The sequence below is a fragment of the Cupriavidus gilardii genome (assembly GCF_017598945.1).
GTDB lineage: Bacteria > Pseudomonadota > Gammaproteobacteria > Burkholderiales > Burkholderiaceae > Cupriavidus > Cupriavidus gilardii_E.
The window spans coordinates 101,029-115,704 of record NZ_JAGFTW010000016.1 but is presented as its reverse complement, the minus strand read 5'-3'; the positions used below and the strand labels follow the sequence as shown (position 1 = coordinate 115,704).

Below are 14,676 nucleotides of genomic sequence, written 5' to 3'. Positions count from 1 at the left end.
GGGTAAGCAACGTAGCGGCGCCTGGGCACCGGAATGGAAGCCCCCAGCCGTGCGAGCCATTGCAAGGAGGTAACCAGTGGACGCCCCCTTTCCGACCGCTATTTGCTCCGTCTGCTCGACTTCCTGGTGCGCTTGCGCGAGACCGTGCCATGCTGGTCGCGAATTCGCCGGGGGCCGTGCCGTCGTCGCAGATACCAAGCAAACAGTCCGAGCATACAAAGGAGGATGGCCAGTGAGCTCAGGACGACGACGAGGACATCGTGGGGCAGATCAAAAGGGTTGTGGCGCACGGTCTGATTCGATTCGGAGTTGGCTTGCCAGGATCGTTGCGCAGTGGCGCCCATGGCTGCCAGCGTGACGTTGCTAGGCCATGCCGTGACGCGCACGGCCGCCGGCGGCGAACCCGTGCGCGCATGGGGCGATTACTTGCGCTGCATATCCACGACCGTCGGCGCGCCATCCACCTTGTCGAATGTCACCGACACGGCATCGCCTTCCTTGAACTTGCCAAGCGAGGCGCGATCCTTGACCGGGAACACCATGGTCATGCCGGGCATGCCCAGATTCTCGATCGGGCCGTGCTTGAGCGTGACCTTCCCGGTTTGCGCATCAATCTTCTTGATTTCTGCGGGCACCGGCCGAGCTGCCTGTTGCGAGGCGGCGGGCGCCTTCATGTCCATGCCGTCCATCGAACCCGCGGCGAACACGGCCGGCGCGGCAATGATGGCCAGGGCGGCGGCGAGGGTCTTGAGGTGTTTCATTGTGATTCCTCCTGAGGTGTGAGGTTGGGGGAAAGGGAAGCCTGCTTGATCTGACGGCGGCGTAGCAGCAGATACACCGCCGGGACCACAAACATGGACAGCAGCGGCGCCGTCACCATGCCGCCGACCATCGGTGCAGCGATGCGCTGCATCACTTCTGAGCCGGTTCCGTGCGACCACATGATCGGAAGCAGGCCGGCCAGAATTACAGCTACGGTCATCGCTTTCGGGCGCACACGCAGCACGGCGCCTTCCTGGATGGCATCGAGCAGGGCCGCAAGACTGTTTTGCCCATCCTCGAGCCGTTCCTGCCAGGCATGCTTCAGATAGAGCAGCATGATGACGCCGAATTCCGCAGCGACCCCGGCCAGTGCAATGAAGCCGACAATCCCGGCCACCGACAGGTTGTATCCCAGCAGATAGAGTAGCCAGAAGCCGCCGATTAAGGCCAGCGGTAGAGTGCCCATGATGAGCAGCGCCTCATCCAGCCGGCCGAATACCAGGTAGAGCAAGACGAAGATGATCAGCAGGGTGAACGGGACCACTACCTTCAGCTTCGCGGTGGCGCGCTCGAGATACTCGAATTGTCCCGACCAGCTCAGGGAGTACCCGGCTGGCATCGGGACGGCTCTGGCGACTGCCACCTGCATGTCTTGCACGGCAGAGCGCAGGTCCCTGCCGCGAATGTCGACGTAGATCCACCCGGAGAGCCGCGCATTTTCACTGCGCAACATGGGCGGCCCTTGCACAACCTGGATGCGCGCAACGTCGGCCAGCGTGATTTGCAGCCCCTTGTCGGTCACGATCGGTAGTCTGCGCAGTTGCTCGATGGAGTCCCGATAGTCGCGCGGATACCTGACATTGATCGGAAAGCGCGCAAGCCCGTCGACCACTTCGCCGACGTTTTCGCCACCGATGGCCGACGAGACGATCGCCTGAACGTCGTCAATGTTCAGGCCGTACCGACCCGCAGCGCCCCGATCGATATCGACGTCGATGTACCGGCCGCCCGTGAGCCGCTCAGCCAGTGCGGAGGTGACCCCGGGAACCGTCTTGACGGCCTCCTCGATGCGCGTGGCCAGGCGATCGATTTCCTTCAGGTCGGTACCGGCGACCTTGATCCCCACCGGGCTTTTGATGCCGGTCGCGAGCATGTCGATGCGGTTGCGGATCGGCGGCACCCAGATGTTGGACAGCCCTGGCACCTTGACGACCCGATCGAGCTCCTCCACCAGCTTGTCGGTGGTCATGCCGGCACGCCATTGGTCCTTGGGCTTGAACTGGATGGTGGTCTCGAACATCTCGATCGGCGCCGGATCGGTGGCGGTATCGGCGCGGCCCGCCTTGCCATACACCGTTGCGACCTCCGGCACGGTCTTGATGAGCCGATCGGTCTGCTGCAGTAGCTGGGAGGCCTTACCTGCAGAGAGACCTGGCAACGCGGAGGGCATGTAGAGCAGATCGCCTTCATCCAAGGGCGGCATGAATTCGCCGCCAATGCGCATAATGGGCCACGCGGTGGCGACGAGCAGCACGGCGGCGACTGCCAGGGTGGTCTTGGGATACGTGAGCACCTTGCCGAGCAGCGGCTGGTAGCCACGAATCAGCCAGCGATTGAGCGGATTGGCCTGCTCCGACGGGATCTTGCCGCGGATCATGTAACCCATCAACACTGGTACCAAGGTGACGGAAAGTCCCGCTGCGGCTGCCATGGAATAGGTCTTGGTAAAGGCGAGCGGCGAAAAAAGACGGCCCTCCTGCGCCTCCAGCGTGAACACCGGAATAAACGACAGCGTGATGATCAACAGGGAGAAGAAGAGGGCAGGTCCGACTTCGACAGCAGATTCGCCGATGACGCGCCAACGCTCATGCTCGCCGAGGTCGCGCTGCGGGTTGTCGGCATGCCAGTGCTCGAGATGTTTGTGCGCGTTCTCGATCATGACCACCGCGGCATCAACCATCGCGCCGATGGCGATGGCGATGCCACCCAGCGACATGATATTGGCGTTCACGCCTTGATAGCGCATCACCAGGAAGGCGGCCAGCACGCCCAGCGGGAGCGAGACGATGGCCACCAGCGCCGAGCGCAGATGAAAGAGAAACACCAGGCAGACCAGCGCAACGACCGCGAATTCCTCGATCAGCTTGGTGGTGAGATTGTCCACTGCCCGTTCGATCAGCGCCGACCGATCGTAAGTCGTGACGATCTCGACGCCCTTGGGCAGGCTCTTTTGCAAGGTGGCGAGCTTGGCCTTGACCGCTTCAATAGTTTCCAGGGCATTCTTGCCTGAGCGCAGGACGATGACGCCACCAGCCACTTCGCCCTGACCATTCAGTTCGGCAATGCCACGCCGCATCTCGGGGCCGAGTTGCACGGTGGCAACGTCGCCCAGCCGTACCGGGATGCCGGCGTCGCTGGTGACGAGCGGAATCTGGCGAAAGTCGTCCAGCGTTTTCAGGTAACCGGTCGCCCGAACCATGTACTCCGCTTCACCCAACTCCAGCACCGAACCGCCAGTTTCCTGGTTGGCACCCTTGAGCGCTGCGAGCACCTTGGCTTGCGACAGGTTGTAGGCGCGCAGCCGATCCGGCATCAGCACGATCTGGTATTGCTTGACCATGCCGCCAAGCGAAGCCACTTCAGCGACGTTGGGCAGGGACTTGAGCTCGAAACGCAGGAACCAGTCCTGTAGCGCCCGTAGCTGGCTGAGGTCATGCTGGCCGGTCTTGTCAACCAAGGCATACTCATAAATCCAGCCGACGCCGGTTGCATCGGGGCCGAGCGCGGGCTTGGCCGCTGCCGGCAGCCGCGATTGCACCTGGTTCAGGTACTCGAGCACGCGCGAGCGCGCCCAGTACAGGTCGGTCCCGTCTTCGAACAACACATAGACATAGGAGTCACCAAAAAACGAGTAGCCGCGCACGGTCTTGGCGCCGGGTACGGATAACATGGTCGTGGTGAGCGGATAGGTGACCTGGTTTTCCACGATCTGTGGTGCCTGGCCTGGGAACGGCGTGCGGATGATCACCTGCACATCGGACAGGTCCGGGAGGGCGTCAAGCGGTGTGCTCTGTACCGCCCAAAGTCCCCACGCGGTGACCATGACGGTGGTGAGCAGCACCAGGAACCGATTGCGGATGGACGCGAGGATGAGCCGGGCAATCATGGCTTGGCTCCCGCAGTGGCGTCGGCGGTCTCAACGGCGGAGAGGGTTGCCACGCCGTCGCTATCCAGGCGGAAGCGGAATCGGACCCGGTCCCCGGGCTTGAAACCTTTGGGCATGCCGGCTGGCGGCGCGCCAAACTCCATCGTCATGGCGCCCCACTGCGCCGAGGGAATGGCACCATGGGAGATCGTCATGCTCTGCTCGGTGAGGGCCTCGATCCGGCCGACGCCTTGATGCTCCGGCCCGGGCGCCGCAGCGGTGCCAGGCGCCGACGCGCCGGCTGCAGAGGCGGCTGTGGGGGCGGTCATGCGCTGAGTAGTGCCGCGCAGGCTCGCCTCCGAGTCGATCAGGAACTGTCCTGATACGACCACCTTCTGACCCGCTTTGAGCCCTTCAATGACTTCGGTTTGACCGCCTGCCGCCGCGCCGGTCTTGACCTCCACGGGGCTGAAGCCGCCTTGGCCGGATGCGACCATGGCGATGGTGCGCGTGCCGGTGCGAATCAGCGCCTCGGTTGGCACGAGCACACGATCTGGCCCTGGGGCGGCGTCAAAGCGCACCGAGACAAACATGCCGGGCAATAGCTGACGGGCCTTGTTCTGCAATTCGATGCGCACCTTGACCGTGCGGGTGCCGGCGCTGATATCTGGCAAGATGGCGTCGACCTTGCCCGACAGCGGGTGGCCGGGCAAGGCTGCCGCGGTGGCCGACACTGTCTGGCCGGGCCGCAACGGGGCGGCCTGGCTCTCAGGCACCTCGGCGATGACCCAAACGGTTGCTAGGCTCGCAATGCGAAACAGAGTCGTTCCCGGCGAAACCGTCATGCCATCGCGCGCCCCGATTTCGGTGACGATGCCGTCGACCGAACTGGTGATCGTCAGCCGCGGCTGCAGTTTGCCGGTGGACTGGACCAACCGGATATGGCTCTCGGTCATGCCCACCTGACGCATGCGCGCAATGGCGGCCTCGCGCAGCTCGCGCTGGAGGCTGCCGTCCATCCGGCTGATCGCCAGATATTCCTCCTGCGCCGCGACCCATTCTGGCGCATAGATTTGCGCCAACGCTTGACCTTTGCTGACCGGATCGAGGGTGGTCCGAGCGTACGCGTGCTCCACGAATCCGCTGGTGCGGGCCTGCAGCACTTCGATGCTACGTTCATTGATCGCGACATTGCCCGGCACTTGAAGTGCGGCCTCGAGTCGGCCGGTCTTCACCTCGGCCGTGCGAATGCCAAGGTTCTGTGTCACGCGGCTGTCAATGGTGACGGCCGCACCGCCGCTGGCTTCTTCATACACGGGCGACAACGGCATGTCCATGTACGGCGACTTGCCCGGCTTGTCAAAGCGCTGTCCGGGCACCATCGGGTCGTGCCAGTAGAGGATGCGCTTGCCAGTTTTCGGGTCAATGTCGCCCGCCTTGAGGGCGGCACCGCCGGCGCCGGTGCCCGAGTTTGCCGACGCGGGCGACTGGCGCCCTTGCTGTTGACCGAGGTAATAGGCAGCGCCAACGCTTGCCACCACCATCAGGCCTGCCACCGTCCGTGCAATCGTGGTCTTGTTCATGGTTGGGCTCCTTGCAGTGACGTGGGCTGGTTTGCAGTGGGTAACGGCATCAGGAAAGTCAGGTCCGCCCACAGGCGGGCGGTGGCAGCCTCAAGCTTCAGGCGCTCAAGCGAAATATTGAGCGCCTTGCGGCTGGCATCGGCCACGGCGGTCAGGGTGCCGGCACCCGCTCGATAGGCAGTCAGGGCCGCTTCGGTCTGTGCCTTGGCCAGCGGCACCGTGGTGCTCCGATAGCGCTCGAGCCGCGCCTGGCTGAGCGCCAGCTCTGCCTGCTTGCCGCGCAACTGCCCGAGCAAGCCGCGGCGTACGACTTCGGCTTGCGCGCGCGCGGCGTCGGCCTGCGCAAGCTTTGCGGCCAGTTCCCGATCCTGGCGATGCTTCTGGTCCCAGGGAAGCGGCAGTGAGACGTTGAGCGAAACCATGTTGGAGTAGGCGGGGCCGCGCTGGCTGTACATCAGTTCCACGCTCACATCCGGGATCTTGTTCTCCCGAGCGACCCGGCTTTCCGCCTCGGCGACGCCAACCTGTGCCTCGGCCGCCGCCACCTCCGGCAGTTGCGCCACGCCGCCGGCATCCAAGGTATTGAGCCAGGCCGGCGCCTCAAAGCCAGGGCGTTCGGCCAGGGGAAGTTCTGCAGCCTCGCCCACCCAGCGTCGCAGCATCGCTCGGGCTGATACCAGTGCGGCGCGGGCCTCGTCTTCGCGATCTTGCAGTTGACGGAGCTCCAGTTCGGCGGCCAGGATGTCGGCACGGGAGCCGCGGTTGCCGCGATAGGCGGCCTGCGCCGCGTCTACCATCAACTGGATGGAGTGCGCCTGTTCGGAGAGCACACTGTAGGCGCGCTCGGCATACCAGCGGTCCAGCCAGGCCGTCGCGGCGCCGCGCTGCACCGTGGCGAGCGCCGCCGTACGCTGGGCCTCGGCCGACGACGCCTCGGCTTCGAAGCGCTGGGCGCGAGCCTCACGCTTGGCCGATCTCGTGAACTCCTGCATCAGGCTGATCGAGCGCATCGTCATCGATTCCGTGCCGAGGGAAAACCGGTCGGGTCCGTTCGCCGGTACGTTATTGACACCGACTTTGAGCACCGGATCCGGCAATTGCCGGCCAACGACCGCCATCTCGATGGCGGACTGGACCGCCGAGCGCGATGTTTCGGCGTCCGACGAGCCGGAAGACGCGAGGGCTACCGCTTCCTGCAAGGAGAGTGCGGCCGCCGGTTGTGCCCATCCGGGATGGGCAGCGGCCAACAGCGTAAGGGCGAGCGTCAGCCGGCACCCATACGCAAAGGGAGAACGCAAATGCATAAAGCCTCCGCAAAGCAACGACCACCCTGAACACCATGGTTCAGGGCACGATAGTAGGCGTTGCTGCGGAGGCTAGTTTCGGAAACAGCAGTGGAGGATGGGCAGCGGGCGAGGGGGCCCGCGTGGCACCGCGTCGGCGTAGGCGGCTCGCTGGCTGACGACTACCGGCACCAACGCCGGCTCAACCAGATTGACGAGCACGGGCTGGAACGCTGGAATCTGCGGGCTGGGGTGGTCGGCCGATTTGGAGCCAAGCTGGCAGTGCTCCAGGCACAAGCCGTCATGGGCAGCCGGCGCTTCGGCCTTCTGCGTCATGTCGGGACAGGACTCGGTCATACTGGCCATGTCCGTCATACCGTCCATCGAATACCGGCTGCCCGCGCAGGCGTAGGCCGCCGCTGCCAGCTGAACTGTCAGGAAGGTACTCAGCAGGAAGGCGGCAAGGCAAAGCCGGCGAAAGCGGATACGCACGTGGGAAACTCGGTTTGAGCCAAATGGTAGCAGCGTTTGGCCGCTTTCGGCACTTTGCCCTCGCGGCCGTTTGCCACAGATCAAATGCGACCCACTTGTGGCATCGCCCAATCGAGGCGCTCCGATGCGCCACGCCAACGCAGCGCATCGGAGTATGCCGGTTACTTGGGCTGACCCATCATTTCGCGGCACTTTTGCATCATGGCGGCATGGTCACGCCTCATCGCGGTGTGGTCCTCTGCCTGCTGCGCCTTCAATTGTTGCGCCTCAGCCCGCTTGGCGTTGCGAGCCTTTTCGATCACATACCAGTCCGGACCGGCGACTGCTGACAGCGAGAGCCCAAGGGCGACGGCGCCCCCTAGCGCGTGAAAAAAGAATTTCATGATGTTCCTCGTTCTGGGTATGCAGCGCGCGGCCTAAACCCACCAGCGAGCGGCAGGCGACACTGCAAATGTCGAAATCAGACGAGCACGTTGGTGCGATGGCACCAAGTGCGGCACCCTCGCCGTGCGAGACCGCCCTACAGACAGTACCGTTTGGGCGGGCGCTCGAGGCGAGGCGGAACGACGGAGCGATATGCGAACTCCGGATGCGCGACCAACACGCTGGTCCATGCATCCGTGGGGGCGGCGGTGGCCAACGGCGTGCCCGCGAGGATTGCACAAGCGGAAATCGTGCAGGGAAGACGAGACGGGCCGCTGACATGTCGGTCACCGGCGCAACCGAATTGACTGACGCAGTCATGGGGACTGCCGGTCTCGACACTGGCTTGCGCCGCTTGAGCAGGTCCGTGTGCTGGCATTTGAGCGATGCCAGCGATACAGCAGTTGTCCAACGGTCCGGCCTGAGCTCGTAGAGGCAAAGCCAGCGCCAGGGTCAGGAGCACGACGAGACGCCAAAGGCGATTCATAGGCTTACGCATTGGACCTCTCCGAGCCGAGTAGCGCCGTCGCGGGAACCATATTGAGTATAGAACTTCATCTTGCGCGCGGCACGGTTGAGTCCGACAGCGCGTTGCCTGCAGGGCAGGTCGACGCGAACGACAGGTAGACCTCGTCGAGCATGCGATGGTTGTCGCCGGCCAATTGTTCCAGGGCAGCCAGCAGGTGCTCGGCCACGCTGTACTGCTGCTGTGCGCAGGCCAGACGGAACGCAGCGAACACGTCATCAAATAACGTGGCGTTGCAGTCGTCATGCTTTCCCCGCTGGATGCGTGGTACGGCCAAGGCGTGATCGCCGCGATGCCGTCCTCATTTGCACTATGGACCTTCCCACGGGGGTAAGGTCAAGCAGTGCGCAGGCTGGCGTCGCGCTTCGATTGAAAACGACCGGTAAGCGCCACCCATCCGCAGCCGCTAGGCGTCGGGTGTAGAGAACGAACTCGCCGCGAATTGCCCCGCCATACGCGGGGCATGCGTTTCAAAACCGTCGATGCATACACGGTCCACTTCCGGCACTGAGGCGTAACACGCAGTCACGCCACGGATCCGAGTCTTTCTGATAGCCGAGCTTTTCGCAAGCGGGGCCCTCAACGCGTAATGAGGTCTCCATATCGCGCTCGGCGTGCGCGGTACGTTCTGCGACGGTCGCGCACCCGGCCAACATGACGGTAATGAGTAATAAGACACGCATGATTTCTCCTTTGCCCTAGATGACGAGAGTCCGTTGCGGTGGTTCAGGGCGCGACACGACCGGGAAGCCAGCGAAGCGGTGTGCAAACGGCAATGCCGTTATCGTGAATCTAGGTTCTGATTGCTTTTGCACCAAGATCTGCCTTTGCAGAAGGGCCCCGCAGCGTGCCATCTTTCAGCGACCTTACTTCACATTGCTATGCGATGACCCAACCATTACATGCTGGCCATCCATGTTCGGTTGGGCTTTCGTCCTAGTGATGTTCATCGGCAGGAGATTGCGACATTCACGACCAGCTAGTATTACGCGACCATTACGTGCAGGAATTTTTTCTGTGTTGTCTTGGCCCGGGAATGGCAGCAAGCGTTCCCGTTTGGAAATTGCCGCCATCATTACCCAACCATTACGCGGCAGTCATCGAGTTCGACTCGCGCGTCATTGCTGGGGTAATGCCGTTACAACCGCTCACATTTGTAGGGAAACGCGAACACTGCCGGCAATGTAGAAGTCGTATGCTCCCACCCTCTACGCACGCAAAGGAGAAAATATGAAAAAGCTTCCCATCCTAGTCGGCACCGCGCTGGTCATCGGGTTCAGTTACGCCAATGCGCAGACGCATGGCTACACGCATGAGGGCTATGGTCGGGCAGGCCTCTACCCGTCACGGCCGGCGCCTGCCGCTGTGCACGTCGTGCCCGCGGTTGCGGTGGTACATGATGCGCAGCCCTCGTACGGGCATGGCACTGCGCCGCGCGAGTCGCATCGCCAGCCGCGCCACGGCATCGAACATGGGCGACGTGAGCCTGAGCGCCGCTGGCACAATGCCGCTCACGGTTCACGCGACCACTGACGCACTCGCCTGTTATTGATTGCCCGCTGGCGTGCCGACACCGGTAGCCGGAGCGGGGGACTCCCGCATGATACGGATGCTTTCATCAGAGGCATCGCTTCTAGGCTTTGTTCGTTACCGTGACGCCGGCGTCCGTTGAAAAAATCAGGAGAAGCGCCGCGTCTGTCATGTCCACGTCATTCTACTGACAGGCGGCTCGTATAGACTCCCGACTCAATTGATGCTTGATGCCGCCGGATGAGAAGGCTGTTGCGCCACCTATCGCTTTGGCTCGTTGTATTGGTATTGCCGATTCAGAACGTTGGCGCAGCGGCTACTCTTTCGTGCGGCGAGCTGACCGAGTTGCGGCAGGGCGCCGGTCTCTTCGCCATCCTTGCCACCATCGACGTCGCTGACGAGGCGAGCGCCGACCAGGCCGACGCACACTGCGATCCGAGGTCGCATCACTGTCCGGCAAGCAAAGAGCGCGGCAAGGGGCGCGGTTGTCATGCGTGTTCTGCCTGCTCGGCCGCCTCGACACTTGCCATCTTTGCCTTCTCGGGGACCCAAGCATTGTCCATGAACAGCATGCTACCGGCGTCTCTGCTGTGGATATTTGCCAGCACAACGCCTGAAACGCTGCTGCGCCCGCCTTCCCCCCATCTCTGACGCCGCCCAAGCAACTCCTGGGCTGGCTACCTCCACCTTCCTAGATCTCGTCCTTGACCGAAGACGAAACAAGCCTGCCTGCGCTCGTTCCTGTGCGAGAGCAAGGTAGGGCAATTATGGTGCGGCGTGCGATGTCGCGCGCGCGCACATATTGGAGACAGCGATGCGCATCTGTAATCAATGTAAGGCCCCGCTCAAAATTGACGTGTGGGCGTGCAGCGCGTGCGGTTGGCAGCCCCGTGTTCTGGCTGGCGTGCTCTGCCTAGCACCTGCCATGATGGTCGACCATGATGGCTTTCACGAACCGCTCTTTGTCGAGTACGAGAAGCTCGAAGCGACGCACTTCTGGTTCGTCTATCGCCGCAAACTGATCCTGGACGCGCTGCAGCGCTACTTTCCGGCCTTGCGCTCTTTCATGGACGTCGGTTGCGGAACCGCGGAGAACCTGCGCGCGATCCAGGCCCGCTTCCCGCGTGCACGCTTGGTCGGCGGCGAGGCATCGTTGCGCGCCCTGATGCAGGGACAGCGCAAATGCAAAGCTCAATTGTTGCAAATGGATGCCCGTGCCATTCCCTTTGCCCAAGCCTTCGATGTCATGGGGGCGTTTGACGTCATCGAACACGTCGACGACGACGCTCAAGTATTAGCGGAGATGTACCGGGCCTGCAGGAATGATGGGGGAATCGTATTGACAGTGCCCCAGCATCCGTCGCTGTGGAGCCATATGGACGATGCGGCCAAGCATAAGCGGCGCTATACGCGCCAAGAACTGGTGAAGAAAGTGGAGGCGGCCGGGTTCGAAATCGTGGACGTCACCTCCTTCATGACGCTGCTGCTGCCTGCGATGGCCATCTCCCGGGTGTGGCAGCGCGCCAAGCCGCCCGGCGATGCCATGGACGACGGGTTTCGCATTGGGGCGGCCATGAACGGCATGCTCGGGGGTGTTTGCACCCTCGAGCACAACCTAATACGGGCCGGTTTGCGTTTCCCGGCAGGCGGCTCGCTGCTGCTGGTGGCCAGGAAGAAGGGCTGGACTTTGTAGAGGACGCAGTCACGCGTGGGCCCATCGCGGCGTTTAACGTCAATGACGAGGACGCCGCGGGCCGCGTCTCAAGCCTTCGCCAGGCTCGTCTGTGGCGCAAGAGCGGACGCGTCGGCTTGGGTTCTTCCCAAATGCCTCGGTTCGCGCGGCCGTCAGGGCAGCGTCGCAGGCGCGGCCCTCGCGCCTGGCTATCCAGGTCGTTCACCTCGCCGAAGTACCCATTTCTGCGGCGCAGATGGATGCGGGAAAGCTTACGGGGATGTAATTCGCGAGTAACGTCCGCGTGAGTGCCGGTTGCCTACCATGACACTTAAGAGGTTACGCCTCGAAACGTTATGGAGCGCATCATGAACACCAAGAAGACCGCTTTGACCGCTTTGACCGCATTGGCGCTGGCGGCCGTTTCCGTCCTATCCAGTTCACCGGCGTGGAGTGCGGACCAGACCAGAACCAATGCGGGCGACAACTGGGCGGAGCACGTGCGGCGGCAAGCCGCCGACCAAGCCAGCTCATCGGCATCGCTCACAGTGCCCAGCGCAATGGCTACGGCGCAGGCTGCTACCCCATTGGGGCCGCAGGCGACGCTCTTCGGTAGCCTGGCGCCGGCGAACACGGCCGCACGCGCGGTGACTCTCGCTCCCGGCCTGAAGTCTGTCAATGTGGCCTCCGGCGACACCGTTACCTTCCGCAGCGGCGCGCAGCAGGCCACCTGGACGTTCGCCGAATTTGTTCAAGGAAAATCCGTGGATCTTGGCGTCCTATTCCCGGCAATGCCCAACGCCCAAGGCGTGCGCGTCTATATCGAGCGCAGCAAGCTCTTTACCGGTGGCTAAGAATGGCCGGTTTGCCGGGAGTGACAACATGACACATTTGTAATTTTGTCGTCAGGCCCTGGTGGGGTACATCTTTCTACACTGCAAATGCAGGCTCACTGAGCCACTATCGAAACAAGGAGAAATAGAATGCGTACATTGAAGAAGACTGCCTTGGTGGCATTGACCGTGGCAACCCTTGGTGGCGTCGCGGGCATCGCGAACGCTGGCGTCAATTCGCCGCGCGATCCCTTTACCGATGGAGCGCATGCCATGGGCACGCGCGATCCGTTCACCGATGGCAGTCACGCCATGGGCACGCGGGACCCGTTCACAGACGGTAGCCACGCCGTAGGCCCTCGCGACACGTTCAGCGACGGCGCCTAAATCTCGGCAACGCGCCGACTCGCCGGGGCGATGGGCCGCTCGGTGGGCCGGTGCGTTGACGCGGGGCGGGTATCGGGGAAACTGTCCCGATACCCGTTATCGTGCTTGCGCACGCGCCGAGATTCAGCCTTGCCGATGCGCCGGCTCGGGTCGGACCAGGCCCTGATCTAGGCAGACGGCATAGGCTGCAGCGGTCGGACCGCACCCAGCCCAGCGAGTCATCATCGCGCCTTCGGCGCGATTCTTTTTGTCCACCACTGGCTCAACACAGCGTTGCGTACTGCAACGCCTGGGGCTGGTAATGTCCCGCCTTTCGCGCCATGCGCCAATGATGGAACCGAATCTAAACCGGTCGCGCCGTGACCCGGCTTCGCCCGACACACCACCAAGCGGCGCGCGCGCAAAGGTGGGTCGCCCCTGGCGTCTGGAGGTCGGCGTCGAGACCTTGCTACTCGGCTTCTGCCTATACTTTGTTCTCGTCCTGAACGGTCCGTTCTGGCGGGCGCTATTCGCCGAACGGACGTTGAGCGGGCTCCGTGATCTGGGCTACGGCGTGGCAGTGGGCACCGCGCTGGTCACGGCGCATTTTGTGCTGCTGGCGCCGTTCATAAACCGCTGGACGGCCAAACCGTTGCTGACAATTTTGGTCGTAGTGGCCGCCGGTGCCAGCTATTTCATGGGTCAATACGGCATCTACCTTGACCCCAGCATGGCCCGCAATGTGCTGCGCACCGACGTGGCGGAAGCTCGCGAGTTGCTAACGCTGCGTATGATGTGCAGCATCGCGCTCTTGGCACTACCACCATTGTTGTTGTTGCCCTGGGTGACGCTGCGCCAGCGTTCACTGACGCGAAGCGTTGGCCTGCGCGTGGTCGCGATGTTGGTGGCCGTTGTTGTCGGCGTGGGGACGCTGTCCTTGGTGTTTAAGGATTTCGCAGCCCAGATGCGCAATCATAAGGAGATCCGCTATCTGCTCGCGCCGGTCAATGTAGTGTACGCCTTTAGCGGGGCGCTGGCACGCGATGCCAGTATCGCGAACCGGCCGCGCCAGCCGGTGGGCACCGATGCCCGGCTCGGCGCTAGCTGGGGCGAGCACAACAAGCCCCTGCTCTTCGTGATGGTCGTGGGAGAAACCGCACGAGCGGCGAACTGGGGGCTCAGTGGCAGGTCGCCTCATGACACGACGCCGAACCTGGCGCAGCGCGCTGTGATCAATTTCGCTCAAGTCACCAGTTGCGGCACCAATACCGAGGTCTCTCTGCCCTGTATGTTCTCGTCCCAGGGACGTCGCAATTACGACGAAGATGCCATCAAGGCCAGCGAGTCATTGCTACACGTCATCGGACGAGCGGGACTGAAGGTGGGGTGGGCAGACAATCAATCGGGATGCAAAGGCGTCTGTGCAGGCCTGCCCACGTGGCAGCCGGATCCTCAGGCTATGTCGGCGTTATGCGATCGCGACCGCTGCCTGGATGAAGTGTTGTTAGCCGGGGCGGAAGCATTGCGGCACCAGCTACCTGGCAGCTTGGTCGTGGTCCTGCACCAACTTGGCAATCATGGTCCCGCGTACTACCGGCGGTATCCGGCCCGATTCGCGCAGTTCGGTCCGACTTGCGACACCGATGATCTCTCGCGCTGTACCCCAGAGCAAATTCGCAACGCGTACGACAATGCATTGCTGTACACCGATCATGTGCTCGCACGCACCATCGACTGGCTCGAACAACTCGAGGCGCGCTATGACACGGCCATGATCTATGTATCAGACCATGGCGAGTCGCTGGGAGAGCGCGGACTGTTCTTGCATGGCATGCCTTACGCGATTGCTCCGCGGGAGCAGACCGAGGTACCGATGGTGATGTGGTTCTCCGCCTCATTCGCCCAGCGCATGCGGCTCGATGTCTCCTGCCTGCGGGCGCGTGCGCGCGAACCCGCCACGCATGACCACTTATTCTCCACGGTCTTGGGCCTGCTGGATATCCGCACCCAGACCCGGGATGCCACCATGGATTTGTCGGCACGCTGCCGCAACGGATAATG

At 62.9% G+C, this 14,676-nt stretch carries 13 protein-coding genes; 6 read left to right on the top strand and 7 right to left on the bottom strand.

What is annotated here, in order from left to right:
* Positions 1-422: 422 nt before the first annotated feature.
* From J5T34_RS07660 to J5T34_RS07630, 7 genes are all read right to left on the bottom strand, one after another.
* Positions 423-761: a copper-binding protein gene (locus tag J5T34_RS07660; protein WP_053821763.1), complete on the bottom strand. Its 339-nt coding sequence runs from the start codon at positions 759-761 to the stop codon at positions 423-425.
* Entirely contained in the window at positions 758-3,928 is a 3,171-nt protein-coding gene (locus J5T34_RS07655) for an efflux RND transporter permease subunit (RefSeq protein ID WP_174782260.1), read from the bottom strand. Before J5T34_RS07655 ends, J5T34_RS07660 begins: the two co-directional genes overlap by 4 nt.
* Positions 3,925-5,490 carry an efflux RND transporter periplasmic adaptor subunit gene (locus J5T34_RS07650; RefSeq protein ID WP_151023070.1) on the bottom strand — a complete coding sequence of 522 codons (1,566 nt, stop codon included), beginning with the start codon at positions 5,488-5,490 and terminating at the stop codon, positions 3,925-3,927. Before J5T34_RS07650 ends, J5T34_RS07655 begins: the two co-directional genes overlap by 4 nt.
* A complete protein-coding gene (locus tag J5T34_RS07645) occupies positions 5,487-6,794 on the bottom strand; it encodes a TolC family protein (RefSeq protein WP_151023068.1) in 1,308 nt (435 codons plus the stop codon). Before J5T34_RS07645 ends, J5T34_RS07650 begins: the two co-directional genes overlap by 4 nt.
* Positions 6,795-6,866: 72 nt before the next feature.
* Complete coding sequence (locus J5T34_RS07640; protein WP_115737209.1) at positions 6,867-7,265, bottom strand: copper resistance protein; 399 nt, start codon at positions 7,263-7,265, stop codon at positions 6,867-6,869.
* Positions 7,266-7,426: 161 nt separating this feature from the next.
* Positions 7,427-7,648: a hypothetical protein gene (locus J5T34_RS07635; protein ID WP_062799422.1), complete on the bottom strand. Its 222-nt coding sequence runs from the start codon at positions 7,646-7,648 to the stop codon at positions 7,427-7,429.
* 594 nt (positions 7,649-8,242) lie between these two features.
* Positions 8,243-8,491: a hypothetical protein gene (locus J5T34_RS07630; protein WP_151023066.1), complete on the bottom strand. Its 249-nt coding sequence runs from the start codon at positions 8,489-8,491 to the stop codon at positions 8,243-8,245.
* A gap of 953 nt (positions 8,492-9,444) precedes the next feature.
* Here J5T34_RS07630 and J5T34_RS07625 point away from each other — a divergent pair.
* The 6 genes from J5T34_RS07625 (at position 9,445) to J5T34_RS07600 (ending at position 14,674) form a co-directional block, all read left to right on the top strand.
* On the top strand, positions 9,445-9,747 hold the full coding sequence (locus tag J5T34_RS07625) for a hypothetical protein (protein WP_115737208.1): 303 nt from the start codon (positions 9,445-9,447) through the stop codon (positions 9,745-9,747).
* A gap of 249 nt (positions 9,748-9,996) precedes the next feature.
* Positions 9,997-10,395 (top strand): hypothetical protein, encoded by a 399-nt coding sequence (locus J5T34_RS07620; protein WP_115737207.1) that lies wholly within the window; start codon positions 9,997-9,999, stop codon positions 10,393-10,395.
* A 274-nt stretch (positions 10,396-10,669) separates the two neighbouring features.
* A complete protein-coding gene (locus J5T34_RS07615; protein WP_232348068.1) occupies positions 10,670-11,437 on the top strand; it encodes a class I SAM-dependent methyltransferase in 768 nt (255 codons plus the stop codon).
* Positions 11,438-11,784: 347 nt separating this feature from the next.
* On the top strand, positions 11,785-12,270 hold the full coding sequence (locus tag J5T34_RS07610) for a CzcE family metal-binding protein (protein ID WP_115737295.1): 486 nt from the start codon (positions 11,785-11,787) through the stop codon (positions 12,268-12,270).
* A gap of 129 nt (positions 12,271-12,399) precedes the next feature.
* The gene (locus J5T34_RS07605; RefSeq protein ID WP_115737205.1) at positions 12,400-12,636 is read left to right on the top strand and encodes a hypothetical protein; all 237 of its coding nucleotides are present in this window, start codon (positions 12,400-12,402) and stop codon (positions 12,634-12,636) included.
* Between the two features lie 301 nt (positions 12,637-12,937).
* Positions 12,938-14,674, top strand: coding sequence for a phosphoethanolamine transferase (locus J5T34_RS07600; protein WP_151023064.1), 1,737 nt, complete (start codon positions 12,938-12,940; stop codon positions 14,672-14,674).
* Positions 14,675-14,676: the final 2 nt, after the last annotated feature.

Bases quoted from the DNA above. Each gene is read 5' to 3' on its own strand.
- J5T34_RS07655 (WP_174782260.1), bottom strand. From the start codon at position 3,928: ATGATTGCCCGGCTCATCCTCGCGTCCATCCGCAATCGGTTCCTGGTG.
- J5T34_RS07615 (WP_232348068.1), top strand. From the start codon at position 10,670: ATGATGGTCGACCATGATGGCTTTCACGAACCGCTCTTTGTCGAGTAC.
- J5T34_RS07635 (WP_062799422.1), bottom strand. From the start codon at position 7,648: ATGAAATTCTTTTTTCACGCGCTAGGGGGCGCCGTCGCCCTTGGGCTC.
- J5T34_RS07600 (WP_151023064.1), top strand. From the start codon at position 12,938: ATGTCCCGCCTTTCGCGCCATGCGCCAATGATGGAACCGAATCTAAAC.
- J5T34_RS07625 (WP_115737208.1), top strand. From the start codon at position 9,445: ATGAAAAAGCTTCCCATCCTAGTCGGCACCGCGCTGGTCATCGGGTTC.
- J5T34_RS07650 (WP_151023070.1), bottom strand. From the start codon at position 5,490: ATGAACAAGACCACGATTGCACGGACGGTGGCAGGCCTGATGGTGGTG.
- J5T34_RS07610 (WP_115737295.1), top strand. From the start codon at position 11,785: ATGAACACCAAGAAGACCGCTTTGACCGCTTTGACCGCATTGGCGCTG.
- J5T34_RS07660 (WP_053821763.1), bottom strand. From the start codon at position 761: ATGAAACACCTCAAGACCCTCGCCGCCGCCCTGGCCATCATTGCCGCG.
- J5T34_RS07605 (WP_115737205.1), top strand. From the start codon at position 12,400: ATGCGTACATTGAAGAAGACTGCCTTGGTGGCATTGACCGTGGCAACC.
- J5T34_RS07645 (WP_151023068.1), bottom strand. From the start codon at position 6,794: ATGCATTTGCGTTCTCCCTTTGCGTATGGGTGCCGGCTGACGCTCGCC.